Origin of the sequence: Faecalicatena faecalis, from assembly GCF_012524165.2 — a bacterium.
GTDB classification, from domain to species: Bacteria; Bacillota; Clostridia; order Lachnospirales; family Lachnospiraceae; genus Faecalicatena_A; species Faecalicatena_A faecalis.
The window spans coordinates 130,841-147,834 of sequence record NZ_JABACJ020000011.1; the positions used below are offsets into that span (position 1 = coordinate 130,841).

General features: G+C 43.2%; 10 protein-coding genes. All 10 read left to right on the forward strand.

Features of this window, described 5'->3' with window-relative positions:
- Window positions 1-809: 809 nt before the first annotated feature.
- The 10 genes from HGO97_RS12735 to HGO97_RS12780 all read left to right on the forward strand — a co-directional run bounded on the left by HGO97_RS12735 (window position 810) and on the right by HGO97_RS12780 (window position 16,912).
- A complete protein-coding gene (locus HGO97_RS12735; protein WP_330654252.1) occupies window positions 810-4,754 on the forward strand; it encodes a hypothetical protein in 3,945 nt (1,314 codons plus the stop codon).
- 158 nt (window positions 4,755-4,912) lie between these two features.
- Window positions 4,913-6,838, forward strand: a complete 1,926-nt coding sequence (gene glgB, locus HGO97_RS12740; protein ID WP_216242218.1) for a 1,4-alpha-glucan branching protein GlgB — start codon at window positions 4,913-4,915, stop codon at window positions 6,836-6,838.
- A 179-nt stretch (window positions 6,839-7,017) separates the two neighbouring features.
- Complete coding sequence (locus tag HGO97_RS12745; RefSeq protein ID WP_216242220.1) at window positions 7,018-7,905, forward strand: hypothetical protein; 888 nt, start codon at window positions 7,018-7,020, stop codon at window positions 7,903-7,905.
- Window positions 7,902-8,597, forward strand: a complete 696-nt coding sequence (locus HGO97_RS12750; RefSeq protein WP_216242221.1) for a polyphosphate polymerase domain-containing protein — start codon at window positions 7,902-7,904, stop codon at window positions 8,595-8,597. The genes HGO97_RS12745 and HGO97_RS12750 overlap by 4 nt, the downstream gene beginning before the upstream one ends.
- A gap of 44 nt (window positions 8,598-8,641) precedes the next feature.
- Window positions 8,642-9,319, forward strand: a complete 678-nt coding sequence (locus HGO97_RS12755; RefSeq protein ID WP_216242223.1) for a DUF4956 domain-containing protein — start codon at window positions 8,642-8,644, stop codon at window positions 9,317-9,319.
- Window positions 9,320-9,325: 6 nt separating this feature from the next.
- Complete coding sequence (locus HGO97_RS12760; protein ID WP_216242225.1) at window positions 9,326-10,774, forward strand: CotH kinase family protein; 1,449 nt, start codon at window positions 9,326-9,328, stop codon at window positions 10,772-10,774.
- A gap of 15 nt (window positions 10,775-10,789) precedes the next feature.
- On the forward strand, window positions 10,790-12,943 hold the full coding sequence (locus HGO97_RS12765) for a hypothetical protein (protein WP_216242227.1): 2,154 nt from the start codon (window positions 10,790-10,792) through the stop codon (window positions 12,941-12,943).
- Between the two features lie 15 nt (window positions 12,944-12,958).
- A complete protein-coding gene (locus tag HGO97_RS12770; RefSeq protein WP_216242229.1) occupies window positions 12,959-14,104 on the forward strand; it encodes a hypothetical protein in 1,146 nt (381 codons plus the stop codon).
- Window positions 14,097-15,509 carry a glycosyltransferase family 2 protein gene (locus HGO97_RS12775; protein ID WP_168866628.1) on the forward strand — a complete coding sequence of 471 codons (1,413 nt, stop codon included), beginning with the start codon at window positions 14,097-14,099 and terminating at the stop codon, window positions 15,507-15,509. The genes HGO97_RS12770 and HGO97_RS12775 overlap by 8 nt, the downstream gene beginning before the upstream one ends.
- Window positions 15,461-16,912, forward strand: coding sequence for an EAL domain-containing protein (locus HGO97_RS12780; protein WP_216242231.1), 1,452 nt, complete (start codon window positions 15,461-15,463; stop codon window positions 16,910-16,912). The genes HGO97_RS12775 and HGO97_RS12780 overlap by 49 nt, the downstream gene beginning before the upstream one ends.
- Window positions 16,913-16,994: the final 82 nt, after the last annotated feature.

The following is a 16,994-nucleotide window of genomic DNA, read 5'->3' on the forward strand; positions in this document are numbered from 1 at the left end:
ATATTATCTAATGAACATAATAAAAATGTTCAGACGGATTAAAATACTAGATTAAGGAGGCAGGGGTCCCATGGACAGTTTAACATCAGTTATAATTCAATATGTTAGTGGTACGGCAAATGAAAGTTCCTGTGAAAAAGAGACCTTTACCAGTAGAAGATAAAGGAATCCAGTAAAAGAAGAATGAAAAGGAATTGATCGGAGAGTTCGGAAAACTGGATCATAATCAAAAGATTTAATCATTTGCAGACGTATTGAATATAGATACCACATATAACAGAATTCCCAGTAATGTGTAAAGAAACATGAAGAGGATATCATTTCATAAAAAGTGTACATAGTTATAGAAGAAATAGCTTAATAGGTTTTTGGAATATTGTTACACAATACTGCGGAAGCTGAAAGGTTATAGGATGAATAACTTGGAGTTATACTTTAAAGTATGAATGGGTACCAGGATCGAAAGTGAATGGGTTCTCGTTATAAAATAAATCGATTTGTATTATTGAAGAACAGGAGGTTTAATAAGCCAGTCTTAGTGAACAGACTGAGATATCAATAGACAAAGCGGTAAAGGTCTTACAGGAACAATAAATCAGAAGATTCCTCCGATTTATAAAATAAATAGAATGAGAAAATTAAATAAATATTAAAATGCATCTTCAATGTCAATTGAGGATGCATTTTTTTGACATTGAGAAGTGCTTATGGTAAACTAAGGACAGAATTATCTCAAAGTGTAGCCTGCGGGGCATGAATTACGGGGTGCTTGGAGAGTATAAATAATATTTTATTACGAGGTGAGTGCAGTGGATAAGTACGAATATAAGTTAAAGACAGAACAGATGCTTGAACTTATGGAAAACGGTGCATACAACAAGGCCGCGGAGATTGCGGATGCCATTGACTGGAAACGAGTCAGGAACGCTACCATGCTGACAAATGTCAGTGATATCTACGAAAAAAACGGAGACTACCAGAAGAGTTACGAAGTTCTGAATATAGCTTATCATCGCGCTGAAGGCAGTAGAAAAGTGCTTTACCGTCTTTGCACTCTGGCACTAAAGACTGGAAATGTAGATGAGGCTATCGATTATTATGATGATTTTATGCAGGTCGCTCCGAAGGATCCAAACCAGCATATATTAAGATATAAGATATTAAGAGCCCGCAGAGCTCCGATTGAACAGCAGATTGAAGCGCTTGAGGAGTTTAAAAAAGCGGAATACATTGAAGAGTGGGCATATGAACTTGCGAAGTTATATCAAGAGGCGGGGATGACGGCCGAATGTCTTGAGGAATGCGATGACCTGATTCTTTGGTTCAGTGAAGGGAAGTTCGTATTTAAGGCAATGGAGCTTAAGATGCAGTATAAGCCTTTGACACCTTCACAGCAGGAGAAGTATGATCATAGATATGAAAAGTTAGAATTAGAAACGGAAGAGATTCCTGATTTGACACAATATCAGGCACGTAAAGCGGAGTTTGAAAGTGAAAAGCTGGATCGGGAAGAATTAGATGAAGAGGCGGAAAGAGAACTGGAGGAGAATCTCCCAAGTACTTCGCAGCAAGAGGAAGTCACCCAACAGGGAGTAGACCTCGATAATACAGTGGAGATGCAAATACCTACAGAAGAAGAACTGGAAGCTCAATTAGAGGGAGAACAGATCGAGGAACCAGAGGAAGAGCCTGAAGTAGATGAGACGATACAAAGGTTAGAGGAAAAAGGGATTGGAAGCAGGATGAAGCTGCAGGATGCTCTTATGAGTCTGCTTGGACCCAAGCCCGAGGATGAGCCAGATGTAAGCCTTGATGCCGAAGATGATGAGATGGAAGAAGACATTCCTGAATTGGAGTCTGCAATAGAGGAAATCGAGGCAGTTGTTGATTTAGAATTAGTGAATGAACTTGCGAATAAGTCAGAAGCAAAAAGAAATGGCATTCGTTTTGATTCCGACCTCGAAGAGTTAAAGGCGGAGCCTTTAGAAGAGGAAGAACTTTTGGAGGAATCAGAAGAGATTGAGGATGAGATAATCCCGGAGGAATCAGAAGAGATCGAGGAAGAGATAATCCCGGAGAAACCAGAAGAGATGGAAGAGGAAATCCAGGAGATTTCAGAAGAGCCGGAAGAAGAAACAGGGCCTTTAGAAGAATCGGAAGATTTGGAAGTCGAGGAAGACTTACCTAAGGAACTTGTTGATACGGATGACTCTCCGGAAATATCGGAAGAAATTGAAGATGGATATGAGGACTCTTCAGAAATCTCAATAGATATCGGAGAGGAAGAAGACATTCCAGAAGAAGAGGAAATCCTCGAGGTTTCAGAAGAGTTGGAAGAGGAAGAAGATTTCCCAGAAGAATTAGAAGAGTTGGAAGAAGAGGAAGATTTCCCAGAGATATCAGAAGAGTCAGATGTGGAAGAAGACTCTTCGGAAGAATTAGAAGAGTTAGTTGAAGAAGACATCCCCGAGATTTCAGAGGAGATTGAGGAGGATGCAGAAGATATATTGTCTGAATCAGGAGCAGAAGAAGTAGAAATTGAAGCGGATTCCCGGACAGAAGAGCAGGAGTTACTCGTAGAAGAGGAACCAGAGCTAGAAGAAGACAGCATTCCTGAGGAATATGAAGATGAGAGTCTGAGTGATTTTGAGGAAGAAGAGCTGGAGGAATTCGAGGAAGAACCTGAGACAGTAGAAGATACAAAACTAGAATTTAGCAGGCCGGCAGCGGGTGACCAAATTGATGGTCAGCTCAGTATTGAAGATATTTTAATGGATTGGAAAGAAGAGCCGGCGGAAGAGGTAGAAATGGAAGATAAGAAGAAAAAGGTAGAACCGATTTTACCGTCGGATATTCAGCGTATGATTGATGAAATCGAAGGCGTCCTGCCAGAAGAGCCGGAACCGGTACGTCCTGCCAGAAGAGAGACAGAAGATGTTCGAGAGAATATGGGAGCGATAACACAGCAGCTTAGAATTGATGATATCGCGGAATTTTTGTCAGCAGCAGATGAGCCAGAAGACAATTTGGATGATTTTAGTGATATGATGCAGGAAGAGCTTTTCGAAGATGCACATGAGGATTCCTATGGAGACCAGAGTTCTTATGTTGAGGAAGAGGCAGCTATCCCTGCACAAGATGAAGCTGGTCAAGAATTTTACAGCAGTGAGTATCCAGTAGAAGATGATATTGTAGATGAGTATGTCGATGAGCAAGAGGATGAGTATGCTGGGGAAGAGCTGTATGAAGATGACTATGATGATAGTTACTCTGAGAGCTATGCGGCGGAGGAAGACTACGCAGAAGAAGACGCTTACACAGAGGAATACGAAGATGAGTATGAGGACGACTACGTAGAAGAAGAGGAATACACAGACGAGTATGAAGATGAGTATGAGGACGACTACGTAGAAGAAGAGGAATACACAGACGAGTACGAAGATGAGTATGAAGGCGACTACGTAGAAGAAGAGGAATACACAGACGAGTACGAAGATGAGTATGAAGGCGACTACGCAGAAGAAGATGCTTACACAGATGAGTATGAGGATGAGTACGCAGAAGAAGATGCTTACACAGACGAGTACGAAGATGGGTATGAAGACGACTACGTAGAAGAAGAGGAATATACAGACGAGTATGAGGATGACTACGCAGATGGTTATTCCGATGAAGAGTATGACGTGGCTGACAGCTATGAGGAAGCGGATTACGAGGATATCGAGGCAAGCTTTGAAGAAGAGTTCCGTCCGAATCCGGCCCATGCGAATGAACCAGACGACAGGGAAATCCCGGACGATGATGATGAGATGGATATTCTATCCGCGACCACTCCTTTGAGCCGTAAAGAGACGGCAAAGCTGATTGCTACAGGTAAGACTTCACCGCTTCCGCTGGATGAGATTTCAGATGCCCTTTCTTTATCAGATACCGGGTTCGTAGTACACGGACGTTATGATCTTGCCGCACAGAGCGGGATTGGAACGAGGGCTGGACTTACAGAAGAGCAGAAGAAGTTATTCTCCTATTTCGTACCTGTCAGAGGTATGAGCGAACAGCTTGTAGATGTACTGGAGCAGGACCGCAACTGTACGAACCGAGAGGGAACATCCCGCACTGGTAACCTTCTGATTATAGGAAATAAGGGAAATGGTAAAACGGTTCTGGCTGTGGATGTTGTTAAGGCGATTCAGAAGCAGAGAAATATCCGTCAGGGCAAGGTCGCTATCGTAACAGGTGATTCTCTGAATAAGAAAAAAATCGGAGATATTTTCGATAAGCTATATGGTGGTGCTTTAATTATTGAAAAAGCATCCAAGATGAATGAGAAGACTGTCGCACGTATGAATAAAGCGATGGAACGTGATACCGGAGAGATGTTGATCGTTCTAGAGGAACAGAGAAAGCCTCTGGATAGACTTCTTTCTTCCAACAGAGAGTTCCGCAGAAAGTTCACCAGCCGCTTAGAGGTACCGATTTTTATCAATGACGAGTTGGTTACCTTCGGACAGACTTATGCGCAGGAGAATGGTTACCGTATTGATGAGATGGGAATCCTGGCTCTTTACAGCCGCATTGATGCTCTGCAGAGAGAGGACCATGCAGTAACAGTTGCAGAGGTCAAGGAAGTGATGGATGAGGCAATGGCACATTCACAGAAAGCATCAGCTAAAAAGCTTGTTAAGAGGGTATTTGGTAAGAATACAGATGATGCGGACAGAATCATCCTGTCAGAGAAGGATTTTAATATTTAAGAAATGAATATCAGAGAAGCCGATGCTCAGATATCGGTAAAATAGACAGACTGAAAATGGTCTGTCTATTTTTATATACAGCGGCGGATTTCTCTTTCTTTTTCACGCTGTTTCAAGTATAATTGTATTTATAAAAATACGAGTTGTGAGGTGGGCTTATGGGAAGAAAGAAGACCGTACAAAAGAAAGTGCAGCCTTATGAAATTGGGGAATTAGATCAATACCTTTTTGGGCAGGGCACGCATTATGAGATTTATAAGAAGCTTGGTGCTCACAAGGTGACAATAAAGGGAAAAGAGGGCGTTTACTTTGCAGTCTGGGCTCCGAATGCAAGGCGAGTAGCCGTGATCGGTGATTTCAATGACTGGGATTTTGAGGCGAACTATATGGAGCGTCATGATCCAGTGGGGATCTATACCTGCTTTGTGCCGGGGGCGAAGGAAGGGGACTTGTATAAGTTCTGTATTGAGACTGCCCAGGCGAAGCGGATTTTCAAGGCAGACCCGTTTGCCAATTATGCAGAGCTGCGGCCGGGAACAGCGTCAAGGATCACAGATATTGATCATTTTAAATGGTCTGACCGTGAGTGGATGACTTCTCGTGAGAATTGGGACAACCGCGTGAATCCGATGTCTATTTATGAGGTACATATGGGTTCCTGGATGAGACATCCGGGCAGAGAGGATGAGGGATTTTATACTTACCGTGAGTTCGCGAAGGAGATCGTGAAGTATGTGAAGCAGATGGGCTATACACATGTGGAACTTATGGGGATTGCAGAACATCCTTTTGATGGCTCCTGGGGATATCAGGTGACAGGATATTATGCTCCTACATCCAGGTATGGTACACCGGAAGATTTTGCATATATGATCAACTACCTTCATAAGAATAAGATCGGAGTGATTCTGGACTGGGTGCCTGCACATTTTCCAAAGGATGCTCATGGTCTGGCGGATTTCGATGGCACTCCGGTGTATGAATATGCAGATCCCAGAAAAGGAGAACATCCTGACTGGGGAACAAAGATTTTTGATTATGGCAAACCAGAGGTCCAGAATTTCCTTATTGCCAATGCACTGTTTTGGATCGAGCACTATCATGTGGATGGTCTTAGGGTGGACGCAGTGGCATCTATGTTATATCTGGACTATGGAAAGCAGGATGGACAATGGGTTCCGAATAAGAACGGAGGCAATCAGAATCTGGAGGCGATCATGTTCTTCCGTCATCTGAATTCTGTGGTATTGGGCAGGAATCACGGTGCAATGATGATTGCGGAGGAGTCCACGGCATGGCCGAAGGTGACAGGTGCAACGGAGGATGAAGGTCTTGGTTTCAGCTTGAAGTGGAATATGGGCTGGATGCATGATTTTACGGAATATATGAAGCTGGACCCCTTATTTAGGAAGAATGCCCATTATCAGATGTCATTTTCTATGGAATATGCCTACAGTGAGAACTATATTCTTGTACTCTCTCATGATGAAGTCGTGCACCTGAAGTGCTCTATGATTAATAAGATGCCGGGAGTTGGGTTTGATAAGTTCGCGAACCTAAAAGTCGGATATGCATTTATGATTGGGCATCCGGGCAAGAAGCTGTTATTTATGGGACAGGATTTTGCACAGCTTCGGGAGTGGAGTGAAGAGCGGGAATTGGATTGGTATCTGTTGGCGGAGAAAGAGCACCAACAGTTACAGAATTTTTATCGTGACCTGCTTCATTTGTATAGGAAGAATAAGGCTTTATATGAGTTGGACAATGATCCCGATGGATTTGAATGGATTAATAAAGATGATACCTTCAGGAGTATTTTCAGCTTTGTAAGACATTCTAAGGACAATAAGAAGAATCTGCTGTTCGTATGTAATTTCACTCCAGTAGACCGGCCTGATTATAGGGTGGGAGTACCGAGAAGGAAGCAGTATAAGCTGATTCTGAACAGTGACGATGTACAGTATGGCGGAAGCGGTGAAGAAAGGCCGCTGGTCTACAAGGCAGTAAAGCAGGAGTGTGACGGAAGAACATATTCCTTTGCGTACCCGTTACCAGGATATGGTGTTGCAGTATTTGAATTTTAGAAGTATTTAGACTGAGGTGTCGCCAAATAGCTAGTTCATAGTTATTTGACGGCACCTTTTTTGTGATTAGAAAGCAATTTTTGCAAAAGACAGTAGAAATGATACATATTATAGTGTAAAATGCAAAGGATGTAAAAATGGCGAAGTGGGGAAATAGGGCCTAAATGGGGAGGTTCAAGATGAAATATCGGAAGCGATTTTTGTTGGCAGCACTTTTGGGTGCAGGAGCAGTCACATTTTTAGTAAGCTGTAAGAAGGAGGCACATTCAGAAGAGGTTGTGAAGACGAGTATTTTTTCTTGGGAAGAAGATTATATCCTGCCAGAGCAAGAGGAAGAGATATATATGGCTATGGAGAGGTTAGGGTGTGCTGCCGTCTATCAGGAATTTCCACAGGATATGGAAGATGAGGTCGTGATTGAATATTTAAAGCGCCGCAGCAGTAAAAACCAGGACGTATACTATCTCGCAGGAGATGCCAATTGGGGATTAGAGGAACATGCAGAGTCGATGCTGGAGCAGGTAAAGAGAGTGGACAGCCTGAATAAAAAGGCCGGAAGGGGAAGCCGCTTTTCGGGGATTGTATGGGATGTGGAGCCTTATTTGACAGAAGAATGGGATGAAAGTCCCGATCAGGTCATGGAGCAATATATTAATAACTTAAGAGCGGCTTATGAGAGCGCCTCCGAAAAAGGGCTTCAAGTCATTGTATGTATTCCTAATTTCTATGATAAAAAGGGATATGAGGAGGAGCTTGCTGATCTGACGGAAAATGGCTGCGATGTATTGGCCGTGATGAACTACAATAAGGATGATGAGGCGGGGCAGATCAGGACAGAAGTAGAACTGGCCAAGACCTATGATAAGGGAATCATTCATATCGTAGAACTCCAAAAGCCAGGCTATCATGAATTGACAGAAAAGAATACGTATTATTATGACGGTATCGGTGCGGTAAAAGAAAGCTTTGAGAAGCTTAAGAAGGAATTTGATTACCCGAAGCTGGGATTTTCCTGGCACTATATGAGGCCGGCACTTGAGCTTATGGATAGGGAGGAACAAAGATGAAGGAAGTCCTGAGGCAGGAAAAGAAATATCTGTTGTCTTTGGAGCAGTACAGGAGACTGGACAATACATTTGAAAAGGTATTGAGGCCGGATGAACATAACGGGACAAGAGGGTATCTGATTCGAAGCCTGTATTTTGATACGATGCAGGAACGGGATTTTTATGAGAAGGAGGATGGCCTGGAAATCAGGAGAAAGATCAGACTTCGGACATACAGCCCGGATTCTGATTATGCGATGCTTGAGATGAAGCAGAAGCAGGGGGAAAATCAGAAAAAGCGTTCGCTGCGGGTTAAGCGGGAAGATGCGATGGAATTAACGCAGGGACATTATTCCTGCCTGCTGAATTATGAAGAGCCCTTTGCAAAGGAATGTTATGGACTGTTGAATATTCATTGTTATCGGCCGAAATCAATCGTAGAATACCGTAGAAAGGCTTATGTAGCGAGTGAGAATAAGACGAGAATCACATTTGATTCGGATATCCGGGCGACGGAGAGTGACTTTTGTATTTTTTCACCGTCATTAAATCTGAATCCGGTATTTGATCCTTATTTGACGGTAATGGAAGTTAAATACAATGGATTCTTACTTAGCTATATAAAACAGATGGTGAGCATGGATGGAAAGATCCCCACATCGGTCAGCAAATACAGTTTTTCACGCAGTGTTGGGCTTCATTATCTGTTTTAAATCATCAGGGTCTGTTAAAAATAAATAAAGGAGATACGAGAAACATGAAAGAGTATATTTATTCTATGTTTGAGGAGAGCGGGTCACTTTCCATGGAGGAAATCATCCTGCATATATTGGTGGCAGTCATCTTAGGAGTCGTGATTTACCTGTCGTATTATTTTACCCATGCAGGGAGCGTGTATTCAAAGAAGTTCAATGTTTCGTTGATTACATTGACCGTATTAACTGCTACAGTTATGACAGTCATCGGTAATAATATTGCATTGTCTCTTGGTATGGTGGGTGCGCTTTCTATTGTACGTTTCAGGACAGCTATCAAAGATTCCAGGGATACCACCTATATTTTCTGGACGATCATTGTGGGTATCTGCTGCGGAGTCGGGGATTATATGGTAGCAGTCGTGGGGAGTGGTGCGGTATTTTTGATACTTCTGTTCCTTGGCAGGGTGAAGAATGATAATCGAATTCTTCTGGTCATCCGAGGGGCGAGGAATATGGAACGCCGTATAGAGTCGATCGTGTTCGATTATTTTGAATCAAAGGCCATGCTCCGGGTCAAGAATACGAGCAGAGATTCTATTGAATTGATTTTTGAAATGCCGAGGAAGGTATATTTGATTTCCAATAAGAAGGAAAAGAGCATTGCGGAACTGCTTTACGAGTTGGAGACGATTGAATACGTGAACATTGTCACGCAGAATGATGAGATTAGCGGGTAAATGAGTATGAACAGCAGAAGATTATATGCGGGGACAGTGATCGTGCTATTGGCAGCAGTATTAGTGATTGCGGCTAAGGCCGACCCAGAGCGGATACGCACCCAGCAGCATCTGGAATATAATACGGATGTGGAGGATAAGAACCTGTCTATAAAGCCAGAAGATTTTTCCAGTCACCTGCCTGTTGTAGAGATCAATACAGATGGTCAGACCATTCCGGGGAGTCCGGCTAAGGGACAGTTGGTAAGTGAAGTTTTTAATACGTATATTACTGCTCATATGTCGATTCGGGAAAAGGAGGGAAAGCTTCATACTCTGTCCCAGAAGCCGGATATCGATTCTGATGTACAGATCCGGGTTCGGGGAAATTCTTCCAGACGTTTTGATAAGAAGGGATATCTGTTTAAATTTACAGGGGATGACATGCAGCAGAAAGATTATGCTGTTATGGGGATGGAGAAGGACAGTACATGGGTGCTGAATGGACCTTTTCTGGATAAGACTCTGATGCGTAATTATATGTGGTATAACCTGGCGGGAGAAATGATGGAGTGGGCTCCTGATGTCCGCTTCTGTGAGGTGTTCTTAAATGATGAATACCAGGGAGTTTATGTCATGATGGAACAGATCAGTGTCGGGGAAGGACGGATTGAGGTCTCGAAATATGACGGAAAGGCAGGAGTATCCAGTTATATTGTCTGTGTAGACCGTCAGAGCGTGAATGACGGGAATTACCTGGATAATTTTACTTTTTATACGGGGCGGTTACAAAGCCGGGTCGAAGTAAAATATCCGGGATCAAAAAAATTGAATTCTGATATTACGAATTATATCAGTAGAGATTTTTCCAGATTTGAAAAGGCACTCTACTCTTATGATTATGATTCTAAGAGGTATGGTTTTCGGAGTGATATCGATGTGGACAACTTTGTGGATTACTGGATTATAAATGAAGTGTCTCAAAATACGGATGCCGGGATTTACTCTACTTATTTTTATAAAGATGTGGGAGGAAAGCTGAAGATGGCCGTTTGGGATTTTAATAACTGCTGTGATAATTATATGGAAACACAGACTTCAATGGCCGGATTTTTTTTGCAGGATCGACCATGGTTCTTTATGCTGATGAAGGATGAAGGATTCACGAATCAGATTATCGTGAGATATAGGGAATTACGCAAGAGTGTGCTGAGTGATGAATATATCAAGGGTTATATAGATGATGTTCAAAACTATCTGGGAACTGCCATCGATCGGAATTTTCAAGTCTGGGGATATAGTTTCGATGAGGAACACGAGCTTTTAATGGGAGAAGGACGTCATATTGGTTCTTATGAGGCTGCAGTAGAGCAGTATGAACGAAGACTTATCAGCCGTCTGAGATGGATGGATCAGCATATTGAGGCTATTCGTTTCTACAGCCATGAGTCTAAAAATAAAAGGTACAATCATTAAACGGAGGGAAGCACAGTGAAAAAATTTCTGACGGCTGCGGCCATATTAATTCTGGCTGTATTCCTTCTGGATACGGCATATTACACGTGGGGATTTTATATCAACTTTTCAGACGATAAAGAAATCCAAACTTTTACAGGTGTAGAAGGCAAGGAAATTTTGGTCGATACAGGTGAGGGAATGAAACCGTTTGAAATAAAAGGAGTAGATATGGGCGCGGGAATTCCCGGACACTTTGCCACAGAGTATGCGATTGATAAAAAGACATATTTGCGGTGGTTTAAGATGATTCAAGAGATGGGGGCCAATACGGTCCGTGTATATACCATCTTAAGTCCGACATTTTATGAGGCGGTCTATGAATATAATCATGAGAATCCTGACCCGCTTTACATTATCCATGGTGTATGGGTGAATGATTATGTCTTGAACTCTCATGTAGATGCGTTTGATGATCAATTTTTAGAGACCTTTAAGAAGGACTGCAGGACATTGGTAGATGTCCTTCATGGGAGAAAGAAATTGAACCTGGGATATGGTACGACAAATGCAAGTGGTTCCTATACAAAGGATATTTCACAGTGGGTACTGGGATATATTTTAGGGGTCGAGTGGGAAGATGTTACGGTCGCTTATACTGACCATATGCAGGATTCAAAGAATGTATATGATGGAACTTATATGTATACGACAGAAGATGCCACACCGTTTGAGGCATTTCTTGCGGAGGTAGGAGATGAAATGATTGCTTACGAAACGGGAAAATATATGGAGCAGCGTCTCATTGCATTTTCCAATTGGCCGACAACAGATCCTTTAGATTTCCCGGAGGTAGTAAACAAAAGGTTTATGAAATGTGCGAAGGTAGATACAGAGCATATCCATACAACAAAAGCATTTCGTTCCGGTCAATTCGCATCCTATCACGTATACCCGTACCATCCGGATTATCTGCGTTTTTATGAGGATTGGAAAGAACTTCCTGATATGGATCAATATCAGCTTGAGAATGGAAAATATAATACGTATGGTGCTTATCTGAATCTACTGAACGGGCATCATAGCATGCCAGTGGTAATCTCTGAATTTGGGATTCCTGCTTCAAGAGGGAGGACACAGATAGATTACAATACAGGCAGATCTCAGGGGTATATGAGTGAAAAGGAACAGGGCGAGGCCCTGATTGAATGTTATTACGATATCAAAAAGGCAGGATGTGCAGGGAGCATTATTTTTACGTGGCAGGACGAGTGGTTCAAACGGACCTGGAATACGTTAGCGAATGAGGATTTGCTGAAGAATGCTTATTGGAGTGACTTTCAGACAAATGAGCAGTATTTTGGGATACTTTCCTTTGATCCGGGAAAGGAGGAAAGTATATGCTATACAGATGGCGATGTGGGGGAGTGGTCTAAAGAGGATATCGTGGCAGAGGGACAAGGTTTACAGCTTTCTGCAAAGTATGATGAGAAGTTTCTCTATTTCAGAGTCCATCAGAAAGGGCTCTCCCTGTCAGAAAGAAAACTATATATTCCGATTGATGTGACCCCCAAAACTGGAAGTTATTATGAGCAGGGAGAAGGGATACGTTTTGAAAGGCCATCAGACTTTTTGATAATACTCGATGGGAAGGAGAATAGCAGGGTCTTGGTACAGGAACGGTATGAAGTATTTGAAGCGATTTCTGCAGAAGATTTTGGGGGAGAAAATCCTTATTTTGATCCGCCGGACAAGGATTCTCCTATCTTTAAAAAGATCTATCTTGGACTTTTAATGGGGCAGTCAACATCTGATCAGGCAACAGTACAGAAGCAGGAAAGAGTGGAGACTGGAAAGCTGACATATGGAAATGGGAACCCGAATGATCCCGATTACAATTCTATTTCTGACTTTATCATAAACGGGGATGACTTAGAGTTGAGGATACCTTGGGGGCTTTTGAATTTTTCAAATCCTTCAGAGATGCAGGTCCATGATGATTATTATGAGAATTATGGAATTGAAAATCTGTCCATCAAGGAGATTTATGCGGGAATAGGGGAAGATTCAGACGATAATACGAGAATTGCAATGGGTAAGATTCCATTAAAGGGATGGGGCAAAAATCCTACTTACCACGAAAGACTGAAACAGTCGTACTATGAGATGCAGAAGATCTGGGCTAAGTAAGAAAGGAGGAGAGTTATGCATATACTCGGAATAAGACCGGAATTGATTTTGTATTTTTATATGGCAGGCTGCATAGCTGTCCTCATTTATAATATCGGCTATATTTTCTGGGACAGGCGTAAGGGCAAACGGCTGGAAAAGCAGAGCCTTGATATGGTGGATAAGATTCTTATGCAGATACAGAAAATAACAGAAGACGGCCCGCTGACAGAAGAAGGAATGTCTGTCCTGAAAAGAAATCTAAGGAAGCTGGAGCGGCTCCGGGCTTTTGAGTATTCTTTGGAGGAGGTAAAGGGCCGGGTATCCGCGGAGGAATATGCATGTTACCTCACAGGGCTTCGAGGAGTATTTTTAGATTTGGCATTTTATTATAGCAGGCGGGATCTGATTGAAAAGGCGTATTTTGCCAGCCTGATCAAAAAATTTGGAATTGACCGGGGACATGCGTCCTATGACGGGCTTATGGATTTCCTGGTCACCCTTGTAATCGGACCGGATGTCTATGCCAGGGAGAATGCGCTGGGTGCGTTGTATTCCATTGGAAATCAGGAGGCCGTTCTTGCTGCATGGGAGAAGATGGAGGACAATGGAATCCTCCATAGCGTGAAGCTGCTGGCGGATGGACTGCTTGGTTTTTGCGGGGATAGACATGAACTTGCCAAATTGCTGTTTGCTCACCGTGCAAAATTCAGTGGACAGTTAAACCTTCCGGTGATGCAGTTCATCCGATTTTCTGATGGTGGATTCCAGGAGGAGTTTCTGGAACTTTTGAAAAAAGAGAATGAAGAGAAAGAGCTGCGTCTGGAGGCAGTACGTTATTTTAGACGGTATCCGTATGAGCCAGCCAGAGAGATGTTGTTCAATTTTTTAAGATATCAGGAATATATCGACTGGGAATATGCTGCGATGGCGGCCTTGGCATTATCCTCTTATCCCGGTATAGATACACAGGAATGCTTAAAGCAGGGATTGAGTGCATCTAACTGGTATGTCCGGTTCAACTGTGCACAGTCCTTGATTTATGGATTAAAGGTGCCGCAGTTGAGGCTCTATGATGTTTATAACGGGCATGACCGTTATGCACGTGAAATCTTAAAATATGTCTCTGAGCTGCAGGAGATAGAGGATCAGCAGATAGATTTGGAGGAGATACATGTTTGATTTTGTGAAAACGTTCTACAGTGTCGTCGGTGTCTTTTTCGTACTGTATCTGATGGGATATTCGACATTTCTTATGGCGTCTGTCATTTTGGGGGCATTGGAATTATACCGGGACCATAAAAAGCGGAGATATCATAATGAGATAGAGCATGAATATTATGTGCCTGTTTCAATTGTAGTTCCGGCTTATAACGAGGAAATTACGGTCGTAGATACAGTGAAGTCGCTTTTGATGATGGACTATCGCTTATATGAGATTGTTGTAGTAGATGATGGGTCAAAAGACCGGACGACCCAAGTTCTGCTGGATGCATTTCACTTAAAAAAGGTAAGCCGTCCAATTAACCGTAAGATTCGCTGTAAAAGAGAAATCAATGTATATGAAGGAAAGATCAATCATATTTCAGTCACTTTGGTACGCAAGGAGAACGGTGGGAAGGCAGATGCACTGAATATGGGAATCAATGCGTCCAGGTATCCGTATTTTATCTGCATGGATGCTGACAGTGTACTGCAGAGGGATTCTTTGAAAAATATCGTAAAGCCGGTGCTGGAGGACGACAGTGTCGTAGCGGTGGGCGGTCTGGTCAGGATCGCCAATTGTGCGGTCCTAAAGGAAGGGGAACTCGTGGACTATCATATGCCATGGAATCCTATCGTAGGGATGCAGATTTTGGAATACGACCGTTCTTTTATGGCATCCCGTATTCTGTTGGATAAATTTAACGGAAATTTGATCATTTCGGGTGCATTTGGACTTTTTCAGAAGAGTGCGGTCTCAGATGTGGGCGGATATGATTCGACTACCATGGGGGAAGATATGGAGCTTGTGGTCAAGCTGCATGCATTCTGCAGGATCAACCAGCTTCCTTATTCCATTAAATATGCGCCGGATGCCATCTGCTGGAGTCAGTGCCCTTCTACGATACGGGATCTGAAAAAACAGCGCCGCAGATGGTATCTGGGATTATTCCAGAGCTTGAAAAAGCATCGGAAGATGTTCTTTTCGCCGGAGTTCGGTGTGGTAGGATCGGTGTCTTACCTTTATTATCTATTATATGAGCTGTTGTCCCCGTTTATTGAACTGTTCGGGATTATTACGATGGTACTGGCATATGTGGTCAATCTGATCAATGTGCCGTTCATGATCATGTTTTTTGTGATCTATGCTCTATATGGGGCAGTCCTTACGATAACAGCGTTCTTTTCCAGAATCTATACACAGAATATAAAGCTGTCATTTACAGATGTGGTAAAGTCCATTTATCTGTGTCTTGCAGAGAGTGTATTTTTCCGGTTCATCCAGGCATTCACAAGGATGACGGCTTTTATTGGTTATCAGAAAAAGAAGAATGTATGGGGACAGATCAAACGCCAGAAGATGAATATGGGGGAAGAAAAATGATGGGAGAAAAAGGGAGACCAAAAATGACGGGCTGGAAAAAATGCATTCTGGCAGCAGGAGTAATTCTGGCGGTCTTAAGGCCTGCGACAGTGAAGGCGGCAGATGAGATCTATGCGGCAGGAGCGCCGGATGCATGGCCCTTGGAGTATTATAAAAAGGGGGAATATCAGGGAATCCTGCCAGAACTTCTTGAGGAGGCCGCGCAGGCCGCTGGAATTAAGGTGAGTTATGTAAGACCTTCGAAGGAGGACAATAGGCTGGCGCTGGCGGAGAATGTGCAGGTGGATGTCATCTGGTCATATGGCCTGACAGAGGAAGAGATGGAACAGGCAGGCCTTGTTCTTGGCAGTCCAGTCCTTACTTTTACGGAGGATGGAGAAAAGAAGGAAATCTGTCCCGCTTACAGTAAGAGTATGCCCAGGGTCTCACAAGAGCTGATTGAGGAACAATTAGGGAGGCTCGACAGGGCCCAAATTGAAGGAAGATACCTTGTCTATGCCAAGAAGGGACATGAGAAGGGCTCTTTATCTTATCTATACCGATATGTGATTCCGGGGTGTCTGGCGGCGGCCGTTGTAGTTCTTTTGATCATGCCTTTTATCCTGGCGAAAAGAAAGCGCCAAATCGAGACCCTCGCATGTCTGGACGATGTGACGAAAAAAGGGAATTTTGCAGTTTGGAAAAAAAGATATCTGGAATGCATCCAGGATGGGAACAGGGAACATTTTGCAGTATTATATCTGTATACGGGAGCGGATATCGTTTCGCAGATCTATGGATATGATGAGGGGGAGGCAGCTCTTCGCCTGATCAGTAATATATGTATGGACTCAATTGATCAAAGTGCGGAGGCGGCAGCCAGATTTAATGAATTTAGTTTTGTATTCTTTGTACAGTATACATCTGTTGATGCATTGAAACAGAGGGTTCAGGATATGGAGGATTCTCTGGAAGAAGAATTTCACAGGGCTGGTAAGAGATATTTTCTGGAGCTTCATGTGGGAATCTATCGTCTGACAGGAGCGGACAGCGATCCATTGAAAACACTGCAGTATAGTGAGATTGCTATGCGTTATGCACGGAAACACTATTTGCCTTATGTGCTCTACGATGAGGCCGTGGAGCAGGAGACGATTTCAGGGTATGCGATGGGGCATGAGGCGGTGCATGGACTGATGCATCAGGAATTCATTATGTACCTGCAGCCTATTGTGGATCTTAAGAACGGGGAAATCTGCGGAGCGGAGGCGCTGGCACGCTGGGAAAATCCGAACAGAGGGCTGTTGGGGCCAGAAAAATTCCTGAGGGTCATGAAGAAAAAACAGCTAGTGGGAAAGATGAATATGGAGATTTACAGGCAGGGCTGTCATTTTCTGATTATTCCGGGCCTGCGGCCCACCTAGGCCGCAGTTTAGCGCAGTTAGACCGCGCATCAGCTCATTTGATACAATCCGCGTTTCGGCACATGCCGATCGCAGATCAGCC

Excerpts from the sequence above, each read along its gene's own strand:
- glgB (WP_216242218.1), top strand. The coding sequence starts at position 4,913 with ATGGGAAGAAAGAAGACCGTACAAAAGAAAGTGCAGCCTTATGAAATT.
- HGO97_RS12745 (WP_216242220.1), top strand. The coding sequence starts at position 7,018 with ATGAAATATCGGAAGCGATTTTTGTTGGCAGCACTTTTGGGTGCAGGA.
- HGO97_RS12750 (WP_216242221.1), top strand. The coding sequence starts at position 7,902 with ATGAAGGAAGTCCTGAGGCAGGAAAAGAAATATCTGTTGTCTTTGGAG.
- HGO97_RS12755 (WP_216242223.1), top strand. The coding sequence starts at position 8,642 with ATGAAAGAGTATATTTATTCTATGTTTGAGGAGAGCGGGTCACTTTCC.
- HGO97_RS12760 (WP_216242225.1), top strand. The coding sequence starts at position 9,326 with ATGAACAGCAGAAGATTATATGCGGGGACAGTGATCGTGCTATTGGCA.
- HGO97_RS12770 (WP_216242229.1), top strand. The coding sequence starts at position 12,959 with ATGCATATACTCGGAATAAGACCGGAATTGATTTTGTATTTTTATATG.
- HGO97_RS12775 (WP_168866628.1), top strand. The coding sequence starts at position 14,097 with ATGTTTGATTTTGTGAAAACGTTCTACAGTGTCGTCGGTGTCTTTTTC.
- HGO97_RS12780 (WP_216242231.1), top strand. The coding sequence starts at position 15,461 with ATGGGGACAGATCAAACGCCAGAAGATGAATATGGGGGAAGAAAAATG.